Raw genomic sequence first — 24,520 nt, 5'->3', positions numbered from 1 at the left:
GGTTGCGGTTGGTGCCTGACACCGCTGGCAAGCCACATCGAACTCCTCCGCGCATGCCTCCATTTACCCCACTTGAAGAGCTCAGCAAGTCCGTCGCGGCCATTCCAAGATCGGTGTGCAAATGAGCATATTTATGCGATGAAACTGCGATTCCACCGCGAATTTAGCCAAGCACCTTCCGGAATCATCGGGTACATTTCCGGCGTGTTTCTGAAGACAGCCGAACGAAAAAATCCGCTTCTTGCGGATAGAAAGTCCTGAACTTCGTTCGAACCGCGGACTATGGGGCCAGACATTTGGGCAAGGTTGATCGCATCGATTTGGCGGGGATCGCACTGCACGAGCGTGCCGTCGCGCGAGACCTGGAAATTCTGGGTGTACCGGCGGCGAATTGGCCGGCCAAAATCGAGGATGCCACCGGCCAACCGGTCCTGGATGTCCTGGTTGTCGGCGCCGGCATGAACGGCATCGCCGCGGCCGGCAGCTTGATGTTCAAAGGAATACGCAATATCGCTGTGGTCGAGCGCTCAAGACCGGGGCAGGAAGGGCCTTGGCTGACCTTCGCGCGGATGGACACGCTGCGCTCGCCCAAAACGTTGACGGGCCCCGCCCTCGGCGTTCCCTCCCTCACCTTTCGTGCCTGGTATGAGGCGAAATACGGCCTCAATGCCTGGGAAACCCTTTACAAGATTCATAATCGGACCTGGGTTGAGTATCTGTCCTGGTTGCAGAAAGTGCTGGCGTTGCCGGTCAGGCATGGGGCTGCGCTGGAAGCCCTCGAGCCTGCAGGACCCTTCGTGCGAGCCATGCTGAATGAAGACGGGGTACGTCGAAATTTATTGGCGCGACGGGTCGTTCTGGCGACCGGCCGTGCCGGAGCCGGTGGCGTTTTCTGGCCGGATTTCATCGATCGGGGACTGGTGCCCGATCTTGCCGCCCATACCAATGATGACATCGATTTCGCAGCGCTTCGCGGCAAATCCGTCGCCGTCCTCGGCGGCGGCGCCTCCGCCTGGGACAATGCAGCAACCGCCCTTGAACGGGGTGCTGCGCGCGTCGACATGTATGTGCGCCGCCCTTACTTGCCGCAGGTCAACAAGGGGCGTGGCTCGGCTTTTCCCGGCTTTCTGCACGGCTGGTCGTCCCTGCCCGATGCCGAACGCTGGGCGACGATGGTCTATCTGAACGATCTTCAGGCGCCGGTGCCACACGAAACCGTCAACCGCACCACCAGGCTGAGCAACTTCCATATCCATTTTCGCACAGGCATCGAAACGGCCTCCCGTGCGGATGGGAAAGTGGCGATGAAGATCGCGGGCCGGGATGAAACCAGGACGCATGATTTTCTGATCGTGGGCACTGGCTTCAATGTCGACCCGGCGCTGATTCCGGAACTCGCCAGCTACGCCTCCAACATCGCCACCTGGTACGATCGCTATCAGCCCGCTCCTGATCTCCGCCGCCGCGATCTGGAGCAGTTTCCCTATCTGGGTCCCGGTTTCGAATTGACCGAGAAGGCACCGGGCAGCGAGCCAACCCTCAGCCAGATCCATCTGGTCAATTTCGGCGCCCATGCAAGCCATGCCGGCATCGCCAGCGATATCCCCGGCGTCAATATCGCGGCCGAGCGGGTCGCCAGTGCTATCGTGACCTCGCTCTTCCGCGAAGATATCGATCACATGCGCCGCAAGGTCGAAGCTTACAATGAGCCCGAACTTGCCGGCACACGCTTCTTCGTGCCTGAATCCGAACGAAGCTGAACGGCCCGCAAGGACTGGAGATATTCAAGCGACCTCCGCGCCGCCAAGATAGGCGTCGCGCACCCGGGGATCGTCCTTCAGCGCGCGGGCCGAACCGGAAAGAACGATACGGCCGGTCTGCAGAACATAGGCCTCATGGGCGATTTCCAATGCCAGGCTGGCATTCTGTTCGACCATGAAGATCGATACGCCCTCCTTGTTGATGGTTCTGATCAAGTCCAGGACGCGATCGACGAAGAGCGGAGAAAGGCCCATGGTCGGCTCGTCCATCACGATCATCCGCGGCCGGCTCATCAGGGCGCGGGCCATGGCGACCATCTGCTGCTCGCCGCCCGAGAGCGAGCCGGCGCGTTGTGAAAGCCGTTGCCCGAGTTTGGGAAATAGCGCCAGCATCCGTTCGAGATCGTTTGCGACTTCGGCGCTGTCGTTGCGCACGAAGGCGCCCATCAGGATGTTTTCCCTCACGCTCATGTCCGCGAACAGCCGGCGCGCCTCCGGCACGGACGCGATGCCGCGCCGAACGATCTGCGGCGTGGTCAGACCGAGCGTCGAGGCACCGTCGAAAGTCAATTCGCCCGAGCGCGGTCTCACCAGGCCGAGAATGATCTTCATCGTCGTCGATTTGCCGCTGGCATTGCCGCCCAACAGACACACGATATGACCACGCTGCACATCGATCGAGAGGTCGAAATGCACCTGTGCCTGACCGTAGAAGGTATTGATGCTGGACAGCCGCAAGAGCGGGCCGGCGGAATGTGCTGTGGCATTCATGCCGCTGTCTCCCGCGCGTCGGCCGCCCGCTGCGACAATCCGTGGCCGAGATAGGCCTCGATGACCTTGGCGTCGTTCCGTACATCCTCGCCGGCGCCTTCGGCAATCTTTTTGCCTTCGTCCATGACGACGACGCGGTCGGAGAGGCGCATGACCATGTCGAGCTTGTGTTCGATCAGCAGAATCGTCAGTCCCTCGGCTTTCAGTTCGGCGACCAGCCCTTGCATTTCGGTGGTCTCGGTCGGGTTCATGCCGGCCGTAGGCTCGTCGAGCAGCAACAGACGCGGCTTGAGCGCCAGCGCGCGCGCGATCTCGACACGGCGGCGATTGGCGTAGGACAGGCTATAGGCCGGGATCGATGCGCGGCAGGAGACGCTCGCCAAACCGCGTCAGGATCCCCCTCACCTCTTCGCGCAACCGCTCCTCCTCAGCCCTTACCGCAGCGGGTCGCAACAGCGCCAGTCCCAGCTCCAGCTCGTCCGGCGCTGCGGTCATTGGCGTCGGTGATTGCGCCTGAGCGATCGCCTCATGCCAGCGGAACCATCCCGGTGAACTCGGCTGCTCGTTCGATTGCGTCACGCAGGCTGGCAAGGCGTAGGGTGTGTCCGTGGGCACCTCGTCGCGATAGTGAGCGACCACGGCCTGCGAGAGCACCGTTCCCAGCAGCGGTGCGAATATTTCGCACAACTCGCTGCCGACAATCGCCACCGTCGCCCCGCTGTCGGCGACGAGATAGGCGATTTCCTCGGTCTTGGTCATCGGATTGACCGGCACGATCACCGCGTCCGCCCGCATCAGTGCGTAATACGCAATCACATATTGCGGTGAGTTCTGCAGCGCGACCAAGACGCGATCGCCACGTTTGACGCCGCACATATGCTGCAGAAAGCCCGCCATCGCGTCGATGCGCTGGCGCAATTCGGCATAGCTCAGCGTCGCTCCATAGAAGGCGGTCGCCGGATGACGGGGGCGCTGCTGCGCAGCGCGCGCCAGCGCATGGTAGAGCGTGCCGTCAGGCATCGGCAGCTGCCAAGGTTCGCCAACCGGCCAGAGTGGAGACACGTTGTTCATTGGCTGCCCATCGACGACTTTAGCTCAACCTCCTATCGGCCGTGGCTCGACGCGGCATTCCGGTCGTGCTCCTCGTCCGCAATCAGCAGGCCGTGATCGAGCGCATCGAGCAGTTGATGGGATTCATCGGCGGAGATCACCAGGGGCGGCGCAAGGAACAACGAGGTCTGTTCGCCGCTGGTTCCAATGACGGCACCCGCCTCCAATGCACGCAACGCCACGCGGGAGGCGACGGGATCCTCAAGGGTATCGGCGCGCCACGTCCGCCAATCCGGTCCATGCAGCTCGATGGTCCAATGCAGGCCCTGCCCCGCCACGCGTTTTACGCTCGGATGCCGCCGGGCGATCTCGAGCAAACGCTGGGCGAACAACCCTTCGAGCTGCCGCACCCGGGAGAGGATATTTTCGCTCGCGACTACGCGGAGGTAGGCGCTGATGGCGGCCATGCTGATCGGGTGACCACGCAACGTTCCGTAGTTCTGCCAACTCTTGCCCCTGAGTTGCTCGACGATGGCTTTCGACACCACGACCGCCGCGACCGCTGCAGCGCCGCCCCCCAGCGATTTGCCGAGCGTCACGATATCCGGGCGGCTTTCGGCACCTTGAAACGCGAACCATCGCCCCGCCCGCCCCGCGCCGGTCACCACTTCGTCGGCGATCCAGATCGATCCAGCCTCGCGGGCCCGCAGCGCCAGTTGGTCCTGATATTCGGCGTCGTAGTAAATACCGCCTTGCGTATAGTCGATAATCGTTGCGGCGGTATCTGCCAGCGTGCTTGCGGCGTCGGCAAGATATTGTTTCGCCGACGGATTGTTCGGAGGCGCACCATAGATCGCGCCATCCGGCGCGGGCAGAATACGAACCGGCGCCATGGCGGCAGGGAGCTGCGAGCCACCGGCATGCACCGCCAGGCCGCCATGCCATTGCGGCTGCACGGTCATGCTGCGGGACAGACCGACCAGGCCATGATAGGCGCGCTCGCGGGTGGCCAGCGCCGTGCGCTGCGTCAGTGCCTGACAGAGCGAGAGCGCCATATCGTTCGCCTCGCTTCCGCTGATGCAGAAGCGGACGGCACCGACCCAATCCTCTTCACCCTCGAACGCTACCCGGATCAGGTCGTCGGCGGCTTGCTCGCGCCCGATCCAGGTCCAGCCTTCGTTCACGACGGGCGTGTCCGCAGCACGACGGATCGCTTCTACCATCGCCGGATGGCGATGGCCCAGGCCGCCGCCGGTATTGCTTCCGTCGATTAGGCGCCGGCCATCCTCGAGATGGAAATAGACACCCTCGCCCCCGACAACGGTAAGCGGTGCGCTGTCACCCGCATTCAGGCCGGTCCGCAAAAGTTTACTCATCGAGAAATCTCTTTCGCCATTCCATAACCGCCGCCACCGCAGCTTTCGATGGTGACGAGATCGTCTTGCTGCAGCACCAGATTCGACTTGCCATCGATTTCGACATTCGCGCCGTTTCTGATCAGCGATACCCGGCAGGTCTCGCCGGGTTGACCGCCCTGCATACCGAATGGCGGGATCACCATCCGCTCGATACAGGTGGTCAGGTGCATGGACGGCGCGAGAATCCGATAAGAACGCACCACGCCGTCCCCGCCGCGGTATTTTCCGGCGCCGCCGGACTCGCGGCGAATGGTTTGCTGTTCGACCCGGATCTTGTAGTTGGCCTCGATTACTTCGGCCGGCGTATTGGACGTATTGGCAAGGTGTACGCGGGTCGCCGAAACGCCGTCGCGATCATGGCGTGCGCCCTCGCCGCCGCCATGGACCTCGTACAGCATCTTCCAGGAGCCATCCGACCGTGGCTCGGCAAAGAAGAGTACACTGGCGGTCGTTGTCCCGCCTGCAGACAGGCGCTCCGGAATTGCGTCCTGCATCGCGCGGAAGATTGCATCGACGATGCGCATTGAGGTTTCGTGATTTCCAGCCGCGACGGCCGCCGTCCACCCGGGCTCCAGAATCGAGCCCTGACGCGTGACGATCGTGAGCGGCCGCAAGGCGCCTGCGTTTTGCTGCATCTCGCGCCCGCTCATGATGCGCGCCGAATAAGCCACCGCGGAACGCGCAATGAACGGCGTGGTGTTGCAGAAATTCGAGGCCCGGTCGGCGCTATCAGACAGATCAAAGGTTGCTTCGTCTCCGGCGATGGTGATCTTGACGTGAATGCGGGCGGGTTCGCCGCCCGCGCCGCCATCGTCCAGGTAGTCCTCGCCTTCATAGACGCCGTCGGGCAATTCACGGATCGCCTCGCGCATCTCGATCTCCGACAGATCGTGCAGACGCGCCAGCGCCACGCTGAAAACATCCTTGCCGTGTTGCCGGCAAAGCTCGACGATGCGCCTTTCGCCAGCCTTGGTTGCCGCGATCTGTCCAAGCAGATCGCCCTCGCACGCTTCGGGATCTCGCACATTGGCCTTCAGAAGCTGCATGATCGGCGTATTCACGCCTGCCGCTGTCGCAATCAGAACGGGGGGAATGCGCATCGCCTCCTGAAAGGTGTCGATGGCCTTGGCGAAGTAGCTGCCGGGCCATGTCCCGCCGATATCGGGCCAATGCGCGAGGCTAATGGCGAATGCGACGATATCGCCGTCGACGAAGACCGGCCGAACCACCTTGACGTCGTTCAGATGGTTGCCGCCGAGCGCACCAAGATTATAGATCAGAACGTCGCCGTCGTTCAGGCCGCTGACAGGCAGGACTTTCAGCAGTTCCGGAACGGTGTAAGCCATCGCCCCGAGATGGATCGGAATATCCCTGCCCTGGCCGACCAGATCGCCCCTGGCATCGGTGATCGCCGACGACAGGTCGCCGGCTTCGCGCAGCAGTGGCGAACGCGCCGAACGCGTCATCACCAGGCTCATCTCCTCGGCCGCCGCCGACAGGCCATGCCGGATCACCTCGACGGTAAACGGATCGAGCCTCATGGCGTCACCTTCGTCAGAAAGAGATGACCGATTGCGTCCGGTTTGGCCTGCCAGCTTGGCGGGATCACAACCGTGGACCACGCATCTTCAATGATCGCAGGCCCAAGGACCGCTTCCTTCATGGAAGCACGGTCTACGATCTCAGTCGCCACGTCATGAACACCATCGAACGAGCATCGGCGTGAGGTCGCGCGCAGTTTTCGGATAGCGGTCGTGGGGCGATCGACGATGGTGGTCGATGGCCGCCGCGCCTGCACGCGCACCGATTCGATGACGCAACTCTCGGCCGTCGCATAGCCGAACAGTTCGTGGTGACGGGCGAGAAAATCTTCCCGCAGCCGCGTAGCGTCCAGCGGCAGAGAGAATGGGACCGCAATGGCGTCGTTCTGCGCGGCATAGCGCATCAATGCGATCAGATCGACATCGATCGCTGCGCGCGTAACTCCGTTGGCAATCAACGGCTCCGACGCCTGCCCGATCAGTATCTCGATCCGCTTCAACACCCGATCGAGATCGATGCCATCCAGTGCGACGCGGAAGGTCTGCTGCTGCAGAAAACTGAAATCGGCGGTCAGGCAGCCAAGCGCGGAAAAGGCGCTCGATGCGTTGGGCACCACGATCGAGCCGATGCCGTAGAGATCCGCCAATCCCGCTGCATGCATCGGACCGCCACCGCCAAAGGCAAGGAGCGTACAGTCGCGCCCATCGATGCCGCGTTCCACCGTCACCCGGCGCAGCGCCCGCGCCATGGTGGCGTTGGCGACCTTGACGATGCCGAGTGCAGTTTCCTCAAGACTCAGATTCAGCGCCTGTGCAATGGGCGCAATGGTGCGCCGGGCAGCCTCGATGTCGAGACTGATACGGTCCCCGAGCCGCGTCTCAGGATTGAGATAGCCGAGCACGGCGTTGGCATCGGTGATCGTCGGCGCAGTGCCACCGCGGCCATAGCAGGCCGGGCCGGGTTCCGACCCCGCGCTCTGGGGTCCCACGGTCAAGCCGCCCGGCCCATTGCGCACGATCGAACCACCTCCCGCACCGATCGAGTGAACCGCCAGCATCGGCTGACGCAGCGGTCGATCCCCGAGCATCCGGCCGTCCGCCATCTCCGCCTGTCCATCGATGATCAGGCAGACGTCGGTGGTGGTACCACCCATGTCGAAGGTGAGCATTCTCGATGTGCCGAGCTGGCGCGCAATGCTGACCGACGCCGATACACCAGCCGCCGGCCCGGACATCGCCATCACCAGGGGGCGCCGCTTGACCGTGGCAATCGGAACCATGGCTCCGGCGGAATGGAACACCTGCAGGCCGGGCCCAATCGGCAAGCGCTGCTCCAGCTCACTCAAATATTCGACGGCAATCGGCATCGCCGCCGCATTGAACACCGTCGACGACGTGCGCTCATATTCTCGCGCCTCGGGATTGACCTCATGTGACAGCGAGACATGCGGCACGATCGCCTTCAGGCGCTCAGCCAGCATCCTCTCATGCACCGGATTAGCGTAGGCATGCAGCAGGGCCACCGCCACGCTTTGCACACCCGTTTGCTTGAGCCAGATCACCAGACGATCGATCTCGCAATCCTCCAACGGCTTCAGCACGTTTCCTTCGTGATCAAGCCGCTCGACCAGACCAAAGCAAAGCTCGCGCGGCACCAATGATGGAGATTTTGGCGGGATGTCGAGGCGGTAAAGATCACGGCGCCGGTAGCGGGCGATATCGAGCACATCCTCGAATCCCGCGGTGGCGATCAGCGCGACCTTCGGCAGACGCTCCTCGACGATCGCATTGGTCACCCGCGTGGTGCCATGGACGAAACGCTTGACCTGATCTTTCTGCAGCCCGACGGCCTCGATGGCTTCGAGCATCGCATCGACCGGCGCATGCGGACGCGACGCAACCTTGGCAATCCGGGTTTCGGCGGGATCACGACGGATGGCAATGATATCCGTGAACGTGCCCCCGATATCGGTTCCGACTTCCCATTCCCTGTCCGAGCTGTTCATTTCATTCCTTGTTCAGGCATTGCCTTCTTTCACAGCGTATCGAACAAGGCAGGGCGCGACGACGAAGGCCACATTATTGCTTGCGGCTCAGGTCGCGAAAGTCGAGCTGGCGATGAAACCAGTAGGTATAGCCGTCGAGGTTGGGTGCCATCACGGCATCCTGGTTCGCTTGCCAGAGCAGAACCAGCGGCATCTCCTTGACGTATTCGGCGATCATCTGCTTGCTCATCTCTTCGTATTTGGCCGGATCAAGTTCAAAGCGCGCCTTGGCCCCCAGTTCGGTCACACCAGCATTGTTCCACGAACTGTAGTTCCAGCGCTGATCGCCGGTAAAGAAGTTACGGAAGAAATAGTCGGTGGTCGGAAGCCATGCCGTCGACCCTTCGGTAAAGAACGGCAGCCGCTTGTCGGTGATGGCGGTGCTCATCTGTGCGTCGGGCAGCTTTTGAATGTCCACTTCGATACCGATCTTCGCCAGCGATTCCTTGATAAGCGCGGCCATAGGTTCGGTGATCGCCGCCGAGCCGACGTTGATCGTGAACGTGGTCTTGAAGCCGGCGGCGACACCCGCCTCGGTAAGCAGTTGCTTGGCCTTGACCAGATCGGTCCTGGTCGGCATGGCTTGCGGAAAATCTCCGGTCGGAGGCTCCGTCCAGGATGTGCCGAACAGGGCAAAGCCTCGCTTGAAAATCGCCGCCTCCAACATGGAGTCATAAGGCAGCGCCGCGGCGATGGCCTGCCTCACCTTGACATTGTCGAACGGTGCCATCCGGGTATTGAACGCGACCATCGTGAAGCCGTTGCTTTGCGGCGTCGAATCCACCCTGAGCTTGCCGCGAGACTGCAGCGCCAGCACGTCACTGGCCTGGAGATCGGTGGCAATATCGGCATCGCCCTTTTCGATCAGATTGGCGCGGGTCGCGGGTTCCGGAACGGTCTGTTCGATGACCCGCTTGAAGAACGGCAACTGGCCGCCGCGACCGCTCTTCCAGTCATCGTTCCGCCGCAGCACCACTTGCTCGCCCGGCTTGAAGATCTCGATCGTGTAGGCGCCGCCGCCGGCCGTATTGGTCTTCAGCCATTCCTGCGCCCAGGGATCTTCTGATGTCGCGTGCTGCCTGGCCAGTTTGCTGTTGAAGATCGGCGCTAGCGGCGTGGCAAGGTTGGAAAGCGCAAGCCGGTCCGGCTTCGGCAGCGTGACCGCAATGGTGCGCGCGTCGACGACGACAAACTGTTCGGGCGTGGTCAGCGAACCGGTCCCCAGCTGGCCTTTTGAAAGGGACTTCGCACTCACGGCCCGGTCAAGCGACCATTTGACATCGTCGGCGGTAATGGGAGTGCCGTCGTGCCACTTCGCATCTCTCAGCTTGAAAGTGATCTTGAGACCGTCCGGGCTGACTTCGTAACTCTCGGCAAGCTCGCCGCGGATTTTCGTACGATCGAACACCCAGACGCCGGCTTCGCGCTTGCGATCGAATGCCACGAGGCGATCGTAGGTGCTGGTCGACACGCCGAACGCCTCCCGCGTGGCTCCGGGCGTCGAAGGATCCAGGGTGTTGATGTTGTTGCCGGTCACCTGACGAAGCGTCTCGGCGCGCGTCTGCGCCTGCGCAACGACCGGCGCCGACAAAAGACAGGCTACGCCGATCAACAGCTTCAACGAGACTCCACGATCCGTCATCATCACCCTGTTTCCCCTGTGAAGGCCACCCGCGCGAATTTGTGACAGACCGGTCGAGGCACCGTATAGAGCCAGAGTTGCCGCAAACAGGTAGGCCAGCCACCCGAAATCGCCGCCTCACTCCTGCAAGGGACTTCTGCACTTTTCGGTGCTGCGTTGCCTGCGAAAGTAGCAGCATCGCCCGTACACCAAACCACCGATTGCAGCTATGAAGTCCGGCCACTCAAGGATTCGGCCATTTTGGAAATGAGCCGGTGCGCATCCTCTGTCTGCAGCCGCCCATACCCGAACACCAATCCCTGCCGCGTTGGCTCGCCGAGATAGTTCTGCGACAGCGGCTGCACATGAATACCCGTCTTCAGCAGGAGCTTTGCCGCCTGGGTGTCGCTCAGCCGCGCCCGCATTCGCTCGGTAAAGAAGGCGACCAGATGCAGCCCGGTCGCTGCGGATGACACGGTCAAGTCGTCCGGCATCAACGTGGCGATCGCGTCAATCAGGGCAGCCCGCCTCTCGGCGTAAACCTTCCGCATTCGCCGCAGGTGCCTCAGCAGGTGTCCTTCCCGCATGAATTCCGCCAGCGCGACTTGCCCGATCCCAGATGTGTGGACATCGATCCGGGCCCGACCTTTTGAGAACGCCCTGATCAGGCGTTCATCGGCGATCATGTAGCCGATACGCAGGCTAGGCATCACCAGCTTCGAGAATGTCCCGAGATAGATCACGCGTCCGTCGCGATCGAGCGACCGCAGCGAGGCGATCATGCTGTCTTGATGCCTGAACTCCGAATTGTAATCGTCTTCGATGATCCGGGCATCATTCCTGTTCGCCCAGTCCAAAAGCTCGAGCCGCCGCTCGAGCCCCATGCTGACGCCGATTGGATATTGATGCGACGGCGTCACGACCACGAGCTTCGCATTCGGCGCCAGCCGAATCCCCTCGGAGACGCAGAGCCCCTTGTCGTCGACAGGCACCGGAATGAGTTTTGCGCCGGCCGCCGTCAGCGTCCATCGGGCTTCGACGAACCCCGGCTCCTCGACCCAGACCTCGTCGCCCGGATCGAGGATCATCCGGCTGCAAAAATCCAGCGCACCTGATGTGCCTGACGTCACGGCCACATTGCCCGGCGCACAGACGAGACCGCGAACCGATCCGAGAAAATTGGCGATTTCGCTCCGCAGCACCGGATGCCCCTCAGGCGGAAGATCCAGACAGTCGGAATTCCTGGGATTCTGCCAGGCCTGCCGCAGCAGCCTCGCCCACTCCTTGAACGGAAAGCTGGAGACGTCTGGCGCACCGGGGCTGAATTCAGACTTCCAGTTGGTGTCGTATTCGAACGCCAGCAGGGACCGCCAGCGATCGGAGACGGGGCCAATCTCGATCGCCGTTGAAGCAGCCTCCGAGACGAACGCAGCAGGCGCCGGGTTCACCTGCGCCCGCTTGACCGACGCCACGGTGACACCTCCGCGCGGTGTCGATTCCAGGTAACCCTCTGCATAAAGCAAATCCCACGCGGTCAGAATCACCGTTCGTGAACAGCCCAGTTCGCGCGCGATCTCCCGCGAACCGAGAAACTGCGTGCCGGCCGGAAGCGCCCCCTGCAGAATTCCGTTCCGGAGATGCGCCGCGATCTGCAGATAAATCGGAACCGCTGACGCACGATCGATATGCACGCCGGCGATCGACACGCGCTTCTTTTGGGAACGGGACTTTTCCATAGACGAAGGACTTAGCTTTGAGCGCGGCCAACCGGCAACCGGATCGAGTTGCGATTGCTCAGCTACGTTGCATACAACATGCGAATTATGCTGTAAATTTAGGCATGTAACCTGCTGCACAAGATTCAGTCGAGCGGTCATATCCGGTTATTTTCAAATGGTTACGACCAAATGCTCATCGAGAAATCTCTGGCACGAACATTGCGACACCTCTCCTGAGCTCCGCCGTTTCGGCGCGGCTGCGCAATGAAGGGCGACCCGCTCGCCCAGAGGGAGCAGGCAATGGATTTTGGCAGGATTTCACGACGGCATTTGTTGCAAGGCGGCGCGGCGCTGACGCTGGGTTCGGCATTTGGTGCGCGCTCGGCGCTGGCGGCCGACACCACCATCGGCTTCATCTATGTCGGGTCGCGCGACGACTACGGCTACAACCAGGCGCATGCGCAAGGTGCTGCGGCGCTGAAGAAGATGCCCGGCCTCAAGGTGGTCGAGGAAGAGAAAGTCCCGGAAACCGACGCGGTCGAAAAGACCATTGAGTCGATGATCAATCTCGACGGTGCGACGCTGCTGTTTCCGACCTCGTTCGGATATTACAACCCGCACATGATCAAGATGGCCAAGAAGTTTCCAAAACTGCGCTTCGAACATTGCGGCGGGTTGTGGAGCGACAAGGATCCCACGAACGCCGGCAGCTATTTTGGCTATATCGACGAAGCCCAGTACATTTCGGGCATTGTCGCCGGCTATTCGACCAAGAGCGGCAAACTCGGCTTCGTCGCCGCAAAACCGATCCCGCAGGTGCTGCGCAATATCAACGCCTTCACGCTAGGAGCCAGGCTTGCCAACCCGAAGGCGACCACGCAGGTGATCTTCACCGGCGACTGGTCGATGCCGGTCAAGGAAGCTGAAGCCACCAACAGTCTGATCGACCAGGGCGTCGATGTCCTCACCTGTCACGTCGATGGTCCGAAGACCATGGTCGAGAACGCCGCCCGCCGCGGCGCGATGGTCTGCGGCTATCACGTCAACCAGTCGCCGCTGGCGCCGAAGGCCTATCTCACCGGCGCGGAGTGGAACTGGGAGGCGCTGTATCCGAAGTTCGTCAAGATGATCGCCGCGGGCGAAGCTATCCCGAATTTCTATCGCGGCGGCTTGAAGGAAGAGATCGTGAAATGCTCGCCCTATGGCGAGGCGGTCTCGGCGGAAGCGCGCAAGCACGCCGACGACATCAAGGCCAAGTTCTTGTCCGCCGAAGGCTACACCATCTTCAAGGGTCCGATCATGGACAACAAGGGCAAGGCTGTGATCACCGCCGGCACTGATCGCGGCCAGAAGGATCCTGAGCTTGAGAAGATGAACTATCTGGTCGAGGGCGTGCTCGGAGCGACTTCGTGACCACCGACGCGGCGGATCCGGTGGAGGCGGTCGGAGTTGCTCCGGCCGCCGATCCCGGCTTCCTGCAACGCTACGGCACAACCATCGAATACATCCTGATCCCGGGCGCGGCGCTGGTCGGCGCGCTCGCCGTATTCGGCATATTCGTGGCCCTGTTCGGCAAGAACCCGCTCGATCTGTATTTCTACATGTACCAGGGTGCGTTCGGCACCTGGTTCTCCTGGCAGAACACGCTGACGCGCGCCGCACCCCTGATCCTGACGGCGCTATGCACCGCCCTGCCCGCACAGCTCGGCATGGTCATCATCGGCGGCGAGGGCGCGCTGCTGATCGGCGCCTTGTCTGCGACCTCAATCGCTCTGGCCATGCCGTGGGCACCGCCGCTGGTGGTACAAATTGCGATGGTTTGCGCCGGCGTCGCGGGCGGCGGGCTCTGGATCACGCTTGCTGGTGCGCTCCGGCAATACCGCGGCGTCAACGAGACGATCTCGAGCCTGCTGCTGGTCTATATCGGCCTTGCTGTCCTCAACCATCTGGTCGAGAGCGTGATGCGCGATCCGTCCAGTCTCAACAAGCCCTCGACCCGCGAAATCGGCGCCGCCAACATGATCGGCAGCATTCCCGGCACTGACGTGCATTGGGGGCTGGCGTTCGGCCTGGTCGCGGCCCTGGCGTCCTATATCCTGATCTATCACACCGTGTTCGGCTTCGCTGCGCGGGTCGCCGGCGGCAACATCCGTGCGGCCAAAATTGTCGGCCTCGGCGTCAGCAAACTGATCCTGACGATTTGCTTCCTTGCAGGCGGCGCAGCCGGCCTTGCGGGCATGATCGAGGTCGCGGCCGTGCAGGGCCGCACCAACGCCAACCTCGCTGCGGGCTATGGCTTCACCGGCATCCTCGTCGCTTTTCTGGCGCGGCAAAATCCGCTGGCCGTCATTCCCGTCGCGATCCTGCTCGGCGGAATCAGCGCCAGCGGTGGGCTGCTGCAACGGCGACTGGGCCTACCGGACGCCTCCGTGCTGGTGCTGCAGGGGATCATCTTCGTCTTTGTTCTGGCCAGCGACGCGCTGTACGGGCGGATCGGCTTCCTGAAGGGAAAACCTTGACATGGCGGACGGATCGATCGGACTCTGGACCGTTCCCTTGGCCGTGTTCGGCGGCGCCATCCGCGTCTCGACGCCATTTTTGTTCGTCAGCCTGGGCGAATGCATCACCGAGCGCTCGGGGCGCATCAATCTCGGCCTCGAAGGCACGCTGATCATGGGTGCGATGAGCGCCTACGGCATCTCCTATCTCTCGGGCTCGCCCTGGCTTGGCGTGCTGGCGGCCGGCATCACGGGCGCCCTGCTCGGCGCACTTCATGCCGGCATTTGCTCGCTGCCGCGGGTGAACGACATTGCCGTCGGCATCGCGCTGATGCTGTTCGGAACAGGCCTGGCGTTCTATCTCGGCAAACCGCTGATCGAACCGACCGCGGCGCGCCTGCCGGCGATAGATTTCGGCTGGTGGAGCGACATCCCCCAGGTGCAGGCGGCGCTCCGGATCAATGTGCTGTTCCTGATCGGGGTGGCGATCGCGCCGATTTTGTTTTGGGCGTTCCGAACCACGCGCTGGGGCCTGTTGATCCGGACCGCGGGCGAAAGTTCGGATGCCGCACGCGCGATGGGTTATTCCGTGCTCTGGATCCGGTTGCGCGCCACCATGGTCGGCGGCTTTCTCGCCGGGATTGGCGGCTCGTTCCTGTCGCTGTTCTATCCCGGCAGCTGGAACGAGGGCCTCTCCTCAGGTCAGGGCATCACGGCGGTGGCGCTGGTGATCTTCGCGCGCTGGGACCCGATGCTGTGCCTGTGGGCCTCATTGGCCTTTGGCGGAGCGGCGGCACTGGGACCGGCGCTGCAATCGGTCGGCGTCACCTCCGGCTATCATCTGTTCAACGCCGCGCCCTATATCCTGACGCTGGCGATCATGATCATCACCTGTTCGCCGAAGCGGCACGCTGACCGGCGCGCCGGCCGAACTGTCCATCACCCGATAGGCGGGAGCGAACCATGCCCGAGCGCTATATCTCATCCGAACCCTATGCCTGGCCCTATAATGGCGATCTGCGCCCGCAAAACACCGCGCTGGTCATTATCGACATGCAGACCGACTTTTGCGGCGTTGGCGGTTATGTCGACAAGATGGGATACGACCTGTCGCTGACCCGCGCTCCGATCGAACCGATCAAGAAACTGCTCGCGGTAATGCGCGGGCAAGGTTTTCACATCATCCATACCCGCGAAGGACATCGGCCTGATCTCACCGACCTGCCCGCCAACAAGCAGTGGCGCTCGCGGCAGATCGGGGCCGGGATCGGCGATCCCGGCCCATGCGGCCGCGTGCTGGTGCGCGGCGAGCCCGGCTGGGAGATCATTTCCGACCTGGCGCCGCTACCGGGCGAACCCATCATCGACAAGCCCGGCAAGGGATCGTTCTGCGCCACCGACCTCGAGCTGATGCTGCGGCTGCGCGGTATCGAGAATATCGTGCTGACCGGCATCACCACCGACGTCTGCGTCCACACCACGATGCGTGAGGCCAATGATCGCGGCTTCGAATGCGTCCTGATCGAGGATTGCTGTGCCGCGACCGACAAGAGCAACCACGATCACGCGCTGAAGATGATCAAGATGCAGGGCGGCGTGTTCGGCGCGGTCGCGACTTCGACGGCGCTGATCGGAGCGCTGTCATGATCATCGGCGAGACGCCGTTACCCAGCGGGGCGCTCGGCGTCGACGCCATCGCCATGACCATGCGGTTCGGCGACTTTGTCGCCCTCGATAACGTCGAACTCAAGGTGCGGCCGGGCTCGTTCCATGCGTTGCTCGGCGAGAACGGCGCCGGCAAGAGCACGCTGGTGAAATGCATCATGGGCTATTACCGCGCGACCGAAGGCGACGTACTGGTCGGCGGCCGCGAACAGGCGATCGCCAATCCCAAGGAAGCGCATGCGCTCGGACTCGGCATGGTCTACCAGCACTTCACGCTGGTGCCGGCGATGACGGTCGCCGAAAACCTGGTGCTGGCGCGCGACGACGTGCCGGCGGTCGTCGACTGGTCAAAGGAAAAGAAGGCGCTGGAAGCGTTTTTGGCGCGGATGCCGTTCAAGGTGCCGCTCAACGCAAAGGTGTCCGACATCTCGGCTGGTGAGCGCCAAAAGTGCGAGATCCTCAAGCAGCTCTACCTGAAGCGGCGCTTTCTCATCCTGGACGAGCCGACCTCCGTGCTGACGCCGGGCGAGGCCGACGAGGTGCTGGGCATGTTACGCGCCATGGTCGTGGCGGGCGACTTGACCATCCTGATGATCACGCACAAATTCCGTGAGGTGATGGCGTTTGCCGACGACGTGACGATCCTGCGCCGGGGCAAACTGGCCGGACACGGCAAGGTCGCCGAACTCACGCCTGACGATATGGCTCGCACCATGATCGGCGCTGAACAGTTGACGGTCCAGCCGCCACGGGTTGGCGAAGTCGGGGAAGCCCGGCTTGAACTCAGCAAGCTCACCGCGCTCGACGATGCCGGGGCCATCGCCGTCCACGGCGTATCGCTCACCGTGCGCGGCGGCGAGATCGTCGGCATTGCGGGCGTCTCCGGCAACGGCCAGCGGCAGCTTGTCGAAGTGTTGGCCGGCCAGCGCGAGGCCGAAAGCGGCGAGGTCCGCGTCGGCGGCGATCTCTATCATGCACGCCGCGAACAGATGCGCCGGCACAAGATGTCGCTGCTTCCCGAGGAGCCTTTGAAGAACGCCTGCGTCGGCGGCATGAGCGTCGCTGACAACATCGCGTTCCGTGAATTCGACCGTGCGCCATTTGCCAAAAGCGGCTGGTGGCTGAACCGGTCAGCCTTCCGCAAGGATGCCGAACGCAAGATCGGGCTATACAAGATCAAGACCCGCACGCCGGACACGCCAATCTCGGCACTCTCGGGCGGCAATGTGCAGCGCGCGGTATTGGCGCGCGAACTCGGCGGCGAGGTCGAGGTGCTGATCGCCGCCAATCCCTGCTTCGGGCTCGATTTCGCCGCCGTCGCCCAGATCCACGCCGAGATCATGGCTGCCCGCAATCGCGGCGCCGCGGTGCTTTTGGTCAGCGAGGATCTCGACGAACTGCTCGAATTGTCGGATCGTCTGGTCGTGATGTTCCACGGTGAATTTGTCCACGAGGCCCGCGCCAGCGAAGCCAATCTCACCGAAATCGGGCGACACATGGCGGGCCACTGACGGTCAGGGCCGATGGTCAATTACAAAGCGATCCTATGACACCCAAAACCGTAAACCACGTCAGCCATCCCCTGGTCCAGCACAAGCTCTCGCTGATGCGCGACAAGGATCTCTCGACCAAGGGCTTTCGCGAGCTTCTGAACGAGATAGGCATGCTCCTCTGCTATGAGGTCACCCGGGAATTGCCTTTGGAAATGGTCGACATCGATACGCCGCTCGCTGCAATGAAGACGCCAAAAATCGCGGGCAAGAAACTCACACTCGCTCCGATATTGCGGGCGGGTGTCGGATTTCTCGACGGCATGCTGGCGCTCGTTCCGTCAGCGCGCGTCGCGCATATCGGCCTCTACCGGGATCCGAAAACTCTTCAAGCTGTGGAATACTTCTTCAAGGCGCCACAGGATCTGTCGGATCGCATCGTGATTCTGTTGGATCCAATGCTTGCGACGGGAAATTCAGCTTGCGCCGCGGTCAGCCTGCTCAAATCGCGAGGTGCCCGAGACATCAGGTTCGTCTGCTTGCTCGCGGCCCCCGAAGGGATTGCCCGATTTCAGACTGAGTGTCCTGACGTCCCGATCTGGACCGCTGCTGTCGACGAGAGGCTGAATGATCACGGCTATATCGTGCCCGGCTTGGGCGATGCCGGAGACAGAATGTTCGGCACCAAGTAAGCGTGCGCGGCGTTGCTTTCGCCCTGCAGCAGCAATAAGACGAAATTGACCGCTACTTACTGCAAGAGAAGCCCAATATTCAGTCGGAATTATTTTGTTGATAGCCGGGCGATTGCGGCTACGGGTCCGCCGCCAGGCGGACCCTGATGTTCGGCCCCGCCAGAAACATAGACGGCGCCGGTTCCCGACAAGCCGCTGATCAATCCGCCGACAGCAGCGCGGGCGTGCCGGGTTGAGCTGATGTCCGTATCCTCCAGCATGATGTGACGAAATCCGCGGATGCTACCGTTTGGCGAGGCTTCCGCCTTGGCGAAGATGTTGACAAGTTGGCGGCTCGCCATCGGCGGCCCGGACCCGTCTTCGATGTGCAGTCCCACGCTTTTCAACGCCTTGATCACGGCTGTGGAATCAATTGCGTCGCGCATCACGGCGTGTCCGATCTCGAACGGGGCGGCCGACGATGTCGAATTGCCCAGGACAATGACCACATTGTGCATCAGCTCGATGCCGGCCGATGTGGATGCTACCGACGAAAACAGATCGAACCGCCGAAGGACGTGCTCGTCGTCAATCTCGCCCTCGATCTCGCCAAGGGCGACCGCTACTCCCAGCGCCGATGCCCCGCGCGAATACGCCATCGAACCGTATGCACTGTTTGTAACGGTCTTATTCCCACGGGCCGCTGCCGCTTCGACGCGGTCGCTAGTCAAGAGCGGACACTTGATCTGCACAAAATGGACATCCTGCGGATCGACGATGGCAGCTTCGGCCATGGCCGCGGCCACCGCCCTTGCCGTTTCCCTGATCTGCACGCTGCGCCCGATCTCCTCGGGCAAAAAATCCCGCGTGTGCGCCATCCCAATGCTGAGGCGCTTTCCGGAAATTTCTTCGGAAACGCGATTGGCAGCGCTGTCACGCGTGAAGACGGTGATATGCGGACTAAGCACGCCTTCCGTACCACCCGACATCACGAACGCGATCCGCTGCTCCACGCGGTGCGGTGGCAGATCAATAAAGGGCGCCAGGGCAGCGCTGAGCGCGGAAACGGCGTATTCCCGCGTGAAATCGTTGACGCCGCCATTGCCTTCGGTTTTGCCCAGTATCGCGACGATCGACTTTGGATCGATCTTGCCTTGCTCGATCAAGCCCAGCGGCCGGAGACATCACCGGGGCCTTTGGTGGCAATGCGAACGACGTCGACCGATGTTGTGCGCATGCTCTTCCCCCTGGACATCTTCGGGCCGGCGAAAAGATATGGCAAGCCGTAACGGCTACCGGCGCCTCCAATTGATCACTCTTCCTCCCTGACTTGGACTAGGGAAACGCGGTCGCCTTCATAAACATTCCCGGTTGCCCACTTTTTGTCTCATCTGTCGCAATTTTTGGCACATCTGTTGCATCCAATTCCGGATAGCGTTCCCGGCGCCAAGGTCGCCGGGTCCTGGGCAAGACAATGCGGAATGGTGCGGATGACGACCACGGCGGCGCTCGAATTGGTGCAATTGACGAAGAAGTACGGCGGCGTCACCGCCGTTGACGCCATCAACCTCAAGATTCCCGCCGGCTCCTATTGTTGCCTGCTTGGGCCGTCCGGCTGCGGCAAGACATCCACCTTGCGCATGGTGGCTGGCCATGAATCGGCGACTTCAGGCGACATCCTTGTCGGGCCGAAGAATGTGACGGACCTGCCGCCCGCCGGCCGAAGCACGGCGATGATGTTCCAGTCCTATGCCCTGTTCCCACATCTCTCCGTCATCGACAACGTTGCCTTTGCCTTGAAGATGAAAGGCGTTGCCAAGGCGGAGCGCCATGCCGAAGCCAGAAAGCTGCTGGAACTCGTCGATATGCAGGCCTATGCGGCGAGGCTGCCGGCGCAGCTTTCCGGGGGCCAGCAGCAGCGCGCGGCGCTCGCGCGCGCGCTGATCACCTCGCCTCAGATCCTGCTGCTGGACGAGCCGCTTTCGGCGCTCGATCCGTTTTTGCGGCTGCGGATGCGAACCGAACTGAAAAGGCTGCAGCGCGAACTTGGGATTTCCTTCATTCATGTGACGCACGGTCAGGACGAGGCGATGGCGCTCGCCGATATCGTGGTTCTGATGAATGGCGGCCGGATCGAACAGCAGGGTTCGCCGCGTGAAATATTCAACCATCCCCGGACCGAGTTCACGGCGAAATTCATCGGCAGCCACAATGTCATTGCCATCGGCAACGAAATTTTTGCGGTTCGCGAAGATCGCCTCAAGCTGAGAAGACCGGGCGGAGCCTTCGACGGTCCGTCGATCGCGGGCACCGTCAGCGAGGTCGAATACCAGGGGACCTATATCCGTATCGCGATTGCCGCCGAAGGCGGAACCGATATCTCGGTCCAACTCAACGAAGATCAATTCGACGCAGCCAACTACGCCGTCGGTGAGCGTGTTCTCGCCACCTGGGACCCGGCGCAGGCAAGCCCATTGATGACCAGTCGTTCTGTAACCGTCCCGCCGCCTGATAAGGCGGCTTGACATCTTAGGGAGATGATCATGAGCAAACCTTCGAAATTCAATCGTGGCGTCAGCCGTCGCGCCGTGCTGAAGGGCGCGGCCGGTGCGGTCGGCCTGGCGGCAGGTTCGGGCGCCATCACCGGATTTCCTTATGTCCACTCGGCCGACCCGAAAGTGTTGCGTTACCTCGGGACCGCGGTGAACGCGGGAGACGAGATATCGAAGAAATGCCTGGCAGATACCGGCATCAAAATTGAGTACATCACCGTAACGACCGACGATGTGACCAAGCGTGTCATCACTCAGCCGAACTCGTTCGACGTGCTCGATACGGAATATTTCTCGCTGAAGAAGCTGGTGCCGTCGGGCAATATTTTCGCGCTCGATGCCAAGAAGATCAAGCAATTCGACAACATCACGCCGGTGTTCACCAAAGGTCAGTTGCCCAACGGCAAGAAGATCGGCGACCAGGGCACCGCGCCGTGGAAGGTGCTTTACCTCGAGGGAGCCAATTCCAAGAAATTCTCGACAACACCCACCGAATTCGTGACGCTGATACCCACGGTCTACAATGCCGATACGCTCGGCATCCGGCCGGATCTGATCAAGCGGCCGATTTCATCCTGGAGCGAACTGCTCAATCCCGAATTCAAGGGCAAGGCGTCGATCCTCAACATCCCGTCGATCGGCATCATGGATGCGGCGATGGTGGTGGAGGCCACCGGCCAGCACAAGTATGCCGACAAGGGCAACATGACCAAGGCCGAGATCGATCTGACGATGAAGATCATGACGGAGGCAAAGAAGGCCGGTCAGTTCCGCGCCTTCTGGAAGGATTTCAACGAGTCCGTCAACCTGATGGCCGCAGGTGAAACCGTCATTCAGTCGATGTGGTCTCCCGCGGTCACCAAGGTGCGCTCGATGGGAATCGCCTGCACGTTCCAACCGCTCAAGGAAGGCTATCGCTCGTGGGCGTCAGGGTTCTGCGTGTCGAAGGCGGTTTCGGGACCGAAGCTCGACTGGGCCTATGAATTCGTGAACTGGTATCTATCGGGATGGGCTGGCGCCTATCTCAATCGCCAGGGCTACTATTCGGCCGTTCTGTCCACCGCCAAGGCCAATATGACGGCGGACGAATGGGGCTACTGGATGGAGGGCAAGGCGGCTGTCGGCGATATCAAGGCGCCCGACGGCACCATCCTGGAGAAAGCCGGTTCCAAGCGTGACGGGGGCTCCTACGACGACCGCATGGGCGGCGTCGCCTGCTGGAACGCCGTCATGGACGAGAACGATTACATGGTGCGCAAGTGGAACGAATTCATCGCCGCTTGATGCCGCGCCGGGAGTTGCCGGGCCAACGCGCCCGGCAAGACCCGCTCCGGTTTGATTGAGATCGGCCTCCAAATGCTTCCAGACCGCAAATCCTTTGTCGCGTGGCTTCAAGCCGCGCCGATGATGCTGATCTTCGCGCTGTTTTTTATGTTGCCGCTGGTGTTTGTGACGATCGTCAGTGCGTGGGACTATAATGAATATGAAATGCTCCCCGCCTTCAGTCTCCGCGGTTACACCGATACGTTCGAAGGGTGCATCGCCGAACTGCCCGGCCTGTGCACGATCCTGAAAACCTACCTGAAGACCCTGAAATTGTGCCTGCTGACCTGGGTTCTGACGCTGCTGATCGGATTCACGGTTGCCTATTTTCTCGCGTTCCACGTCCGATCCAAAACCTGGCAGATCGTACTCTCCCTGCTTTGCACGATTCCGTTCTGGACCTCGAATGTGATCCGCATGATCGCGTGGATTCCGCTTCTTGGCCGCAATGGACTGGTGAACAAGGGACTCCAGGGCTCGGGTTTGATCCAGCAGCCGCTGGAATGGCTACTGTTCTCCGAGTTCTCTGTCGTGCTGGCCCTCGTCCACCTCTTCACATTCTTCATGGTGGTGCCGATCTTCAATTCGATGATCCGGATCGACAAGCGGTTGATCGAGGCCGCCTATGATGCCGGAGCTACCGGGTGGCAGACCCTCGTGAATATCATCATTCCCTTGGCAAAACCGGGGATCGTGATCGGCTCGATTTTCGTGATCACGATCGTCATGGGTGATTTTGTCACGATCGGCGTGATGGGCGGCCAACAAATCGCTTCCGCAGGCAAGATCATCGAGGCGCGCCTCAATGCGTTGCAATTTCCCGCGGCCGCAGCCAACGCCGTCATCCTGCTCGGCATCACGATCATGATCATTTCGGCGCTGACGCGGATCGTCGATATCCGCAAGGAGCTATGAGATGGGCGACAAGCGGTCGCGATCCTTTTATGTTCTGGCAGCGTTCTTCGCGGCCTATGTGCTGTTTCTTTACGGACCGATGATTGCGATCTACATCCTCTCGTTCCAGGGCCCCGACGGCGGCCTGACCTTTCCAATGAACGGCGTTTCGCTGGTCTGGTTCGGCAAGGTGTTCGCCGGGGCCGGCATCGTCGACATCGGTGCGGCCTTCAAGCGGTCGCTCAAGCTCGGCCTCGTCGTCATGGTCCTGACGGTCGTGCTTTCGGTTTCGGCGGGCATGGCCTTTCGCAAATCGTTCCGCGGCGCGACCTTCCTGTTTTATGTCGCCATCGCAAGCCTGATCATGCCGTCGATCATCACTTCGCTCGGCATCGCACTGGAATTCCGGTTGCTTGATGATTTCATCATCAAGAGCGGCGCCGAGGGCTGGACGACGGCAATGGGGCTTTTTACTTCAGGCCTTGGTGCGCACCTTACCTGGACCCTGCCGTTTGGCCTTTTGATCATGTTTGCGATTTTCAACCGGTTCGATGGCCGGCTTGAAGAGGCGGCGCGCGACCTCGGTGCAACGCCATGGCAGACATTTCGCCATGTGGTGCTGCCAATTATATTGCCGTCCGTCGTGGGCATTGGTCTGTTCGGCTTTACCTTGTCCTGGGACGAACTCGCGCGCTCCAGCCAGGCGATCGGGTCCGTCAACACCCTGCCGCTTGAGTTGCAAGGCCTGACGACGACCGTAACGAAGCCGGATATCTATGCGCTTGGAACGTTGACGAGCGCCGTATCCTTTCTCGTCATCTTTTCGGCCCTGATCGTCATTCTTGTGCTCCAAGCGCGACAACGGCGTCACGGATCGGACGCGGGCAAGGGAATGGTGTAGAACCAGCCTCATGTGCCGTCTGATCGTCAACCCGAACACCACCGCCGTGCGCAGTCGCGGAGGAACCCATTGATGGCGAACCTTTCAGCACTCAGCCCGTCAGAGCGCGACGCGCATTTCCTGCGGCTGTCGTTCGAGGTCGCGCGCCGCGCCGTGGCCCACGGCAACCATCCCTTTGGGGCTGTTCTTGTCGACCGGGAAGGCAATTTGCTGCTGGAGGCCGAGAACGGCTACATGCCCTCCCATGACGGCACGGCGCATGCCGAGCGGCTGCTCGCGACGCAGGCCTGCACCACGCTCGATCCGGGCACGCTGCGCAGCGCTACGCTCTACTCGTCCGCCGAGCCCTGCGCGATGTGCGCCGGCGCGATCTACTGGGCCGGCATCGGCCGCGTGGTCTACGGCCTGAGCGAACATCGGCTGCGGGATCTCACCGGCAACCATCCGGAAAATCCCACCCTCAACCTGCCCTGCCGCGACGTGTTCGCCAGCGGGCAACGCGCGACCGAGGTGGTAGGTCCGCTGCTCGAGGACGAGGCCGCGGCGGTTCACGCCGGGGTTTGGGATAAGTAGCTCTGGGCAAGGGCTGGCGCTTTCCCCTG

At 61.7% G+C, this 24,520-nt stretch carries 17 protein-coding genes and 4 pseudogenes; 12 read left to right on the top strand and 9 right to left on the bottom strand.

Annotated elements, in window-relative coordinates:
- The first annotated feature begins 296 nt into the window (after positions 1 to 296).
- A complete protein-coding gene (locus V1294_RS17805; protein ID WP_334498939.1) occupies positions 297 to 1,760 on the top strand; it encodes an NAD(P)/FAD-dependent oxidoreductase in 1,464 nt (487 codons plus the stop codon).
- A gap of 24 nt (positions 1,761 to 1,784) precedes the next feature.
- On the opposite strand, the gene V1294_RS17800 is transcribed toward V1294_RS17805, so the two are convergent.
- From V1294_RS17800 to pdxR, 8 genes and pseudogenes are all read right to left on the bottom strand, one after another.
- Complete coding sequence (locus V1294_RS17800; protein ID WP_334481723.1) at positions 1,785 to 2,531, bottom strand: ABC transporter ATP-binding protein; 747 nt, start codon at positions 2,529 to 2,531, stop codon at positions 1,785 to 1,787.
- A pseudogene (locus V1294_RS17795) lies at positions 2,528 to 3,005 on the bottom strand (ATP-binding cassette domain-containing protein); the annotation flags it as partial. The gene V1294_RS17800 and the pseudogene V1294_RS17795, both read right to left, overlap by 4 nt.
- Before the next feature lie 189 nt (positions 3,006 to 3,194).
- Positions 3,195 to 3,551, bottom strand: a pseudogene (locus tag V1294_RS17790) (AMP-binding protein); the annotation flags it as partial.
- Between the two features lie 83 nt (positions 3,552 to 3,634).
- Positions 3,635 to 4,957 (bottom strand): aminotransferase class III-fold pyridoxal phosphate-dependent enzyme, encoded by a 1,323-nt coding sequence (locus tag V1294_RS17785; protein ID WP_334498938.1) that lies wholly within the window; start codon positions 4,955 to 4,957, stop codon positions 3,635 to 3,637.
- Positions 4,954 to 6,540 (bottom strand): hydantoinase B/oxoprolinase family protein, encoded by a 1,587-nt coding sequence (locus V1294_RS17780; RefSeq protein WP_334498937.1) that lies wholly within the window; start codon positions 6,538 to 6,540, stop codon positions 4,954 to 4,956. Before V1294_RS17780 ends, V1294_RS17785 begins: the two co-directional genes overlap by 4 nt.
- Positions 6,537 to 8,546, bottom strand: coding sequence for a hydantoinase/oxoprolinase family protein (locus V1294_RS17775; RefSeq protein WP_334498936.1), 2,010 nt, complete (start codon positions 8,544 to 8,546; stop codon positions 6,537 to 6,539). Before V1294_RS17775 ends, V1294_RS17780 begins: the two co-directional genes overlap by 4 nt.
- 73 nt (positions 8,547 to 8,619) lie before the next feature.
- Positions 8,620 to 10,227 carry an ABC transporter substrate-binding protein gene (locus V1294_RS17770; protein WP_334498934.1) on the bottom strand — a complete coding sequence of 536 codons (1,608 nt, stop codon included), beginning with the start codon at positions 10,225 to 10,227 and terminating at the stop codon, positions 8,620 to 8,622.
- Positions 10,228 to 10,433: 206 nt separating this feature from the next.
- Positions 10,434 to 11,942 (bottom strand): MocR-like pyridoxine biosynthesis transcription factor PdxR, encoded by a 1,509-nt coding sequence (gene pdxR, locus V1294_RS17765; protein WP_442895351.1) that lies wholly within the window; start codon positions 11,940 to 11,942, stop codon positions 10,434 to 10,436.
- Positions 11,943 to 12,224: 282 nt separating this feature from the next.
- Between pdxR and V1294_RS17760 the strand changes: the two genes are divergently transcribed.
- From V1294_RS17760 to upp, 6 genes and pseudogenes are all read left to right on the top strand, one after another.
- Complete coding sequence (locus tag V1294_RS17760) at positions 12,225 to 13,337, top strand: BMP family ABC transporter substrate-binding protein (protein WP_334498930.1); 1,113 nt, start codon at positions 12,225 to 12,227, stop codon at positions 13,335 to 13,337.
- Complete coding sequence (locus tag V1294_RS17755; protein WP_334498928.1) at positions 13,334 to 14,443, top strand: ABC transporter permease; 1,110 nt, start codon at positions 13,334 to 13,336, stop codon at positions 14,441 to 14,443. Before V1294_RS17760 ends, V1294_RS17755 begins: the two co-directional genes overlap by 4 nt.
- A 1-nt stretch (position 14,444) precedes the next feature.
- Positions 14,445 to 15,372 (top strand): annotated as a pseudogene (locus tag V1294_RS17750) (ABC transporter permease).
- Between the two features lie 13 nt (positions 15,373 to 15,385).
- Positions 15,386 to 16,069 carry a biuret amidohydrolase gene (gene biuH, locus V1294_RS17745; RefSeq protein ID WP_334498926.1) on the top strand — a complete coding sequence of 228 codons (684 nt, stop codon included), beginning with the start codon at positions 15,386 to 15,388 and terminating at the stop codon, positions 16,067 to 16,069.
- On the top strand, positions 16,066 to 17,598 hold the full coding sequence (locus tag V1294_RS17740) for an ABC transporter ATP-binding protein (protein ID WP_334498925.1): 1,533 nt from the start codon (positions 16,066 to 16,068) through the stop codon (positions 17,596 to 17,598). The genes biuH and V1294_RS17740 overlap by 4 nt, the downstream gene beginning before the upstream one ends.
- Before the next feature lie 35 nt (positions 17,599 to 17,633).
- Positions 17,634 to 18,269, top strand: a complete 636-nt coding sequence (gene upp / locus V1294_RS17735) for a uracil phosphoribosyltransferase (protein WP_334498924.1) — start codon at positions 17,634 to 17,636, stop codon at positions 18,267 to 18,269.
- A gap of 89 nt (positions 18,270 to 18,358) precedes the next feature.
- On the opposite strand, the pseudogene V1294_RS17730 reads toward upp, so the two are convergent.
- A pseudogene (locus V1294_RS17730) lies at positions 18,359 to 19,485 on the bottom strand (ring-opening amidohydrolase).
- Between the two features lie 253 nt (positions 19,486 to 19,738).
- On the opposite strand from V1294_RS17730, the gene V1294_RS17725 reads away from it, so the two are divergent.
- The 5 genes from V1294_RS17725 (at position 19,739) to V1294_RS17705 (ending at position 24,491) form a co-directional block, all read left to right on the top strand.
- Positions 19,739 to 20,773 carry an ABC transporter ATP-binding protein gene (locus tag V1294_RS17725; protein WP_334498923.1) on the top strand — a complete coding sequence of 345 codons (1,035 nt, stop codon included), beginning with the start codon at positions 19,739 to 19,741 and terminating at the stop codon, positions 20,771 to 20,773.
- Between the two features lie 12 nt (positions 20,774 to 20,785).
- On the top strand, positions 20,786 to 22,084 hold the full coding sequence (locus V1294_RS17720) for an ABC transporter substrate-binding protein (RefSeq protein WP_442895350.1): 1,299 nt from the start codon (positions 20,786 to 20,788) through the stop codon (positions 22,082 to 22,084).
- 72 nt (positions 22,085 to 22,156) lie between these two features.
- Positions 22,157 to 23,038: an ABC transporter permease gene (locus tag V1294_RS17715; RefSeq protein ID WP_334498919.1), complete on the top strand. Its 882-nt coding sequence runs from the start codon at positions 22,157 to 22,159 to the stop codon at positions 23,036 to 23,038.
- Position 23,039: 1 nt separating this feature from the next.
- The gene (locus V1294_RS17710) at positions 23,040 to 23,918 is read left to right on the top strand and encodes an ABC transporter permease (RefSeq protein ID WP_334481757.1); all 879 of its coding nucleotides are present in this window, start codon (positions 23,040 to 23,042) and stop codon (positions 23,916 to 23,918) included.
- 72 nt (positions 23,919 to 23,990) lie between these two features.
- Entirely contained in the window at positions 23,991 to 24,491 is a 501-nt protein-coding gene (locus V1294_RS17705) for a nucleoside deaminase (RefSeq protein ID WP_334498916.1), read from the top strand.
- Positions 24,492 to 24,520 lie beyond the last annotated feature (29 nt).

The sequence above is a fragment of the Bradyrhizobium sp. AZCC 1678 genome (assembly GCF_036924765.1).
Taxonomy (GTDB): Bacteria; Pseudomonadota; Alphaproteobacteria; order Rhizobiales; family Xanthobacteraceae; genus Bradyrhizobium; species Bradyrhizobium algeriense.
Note: the sequence above shows the minus strand (reverse complement) of the source record. Positions and strands in the feature narration are given on the sequence as shown.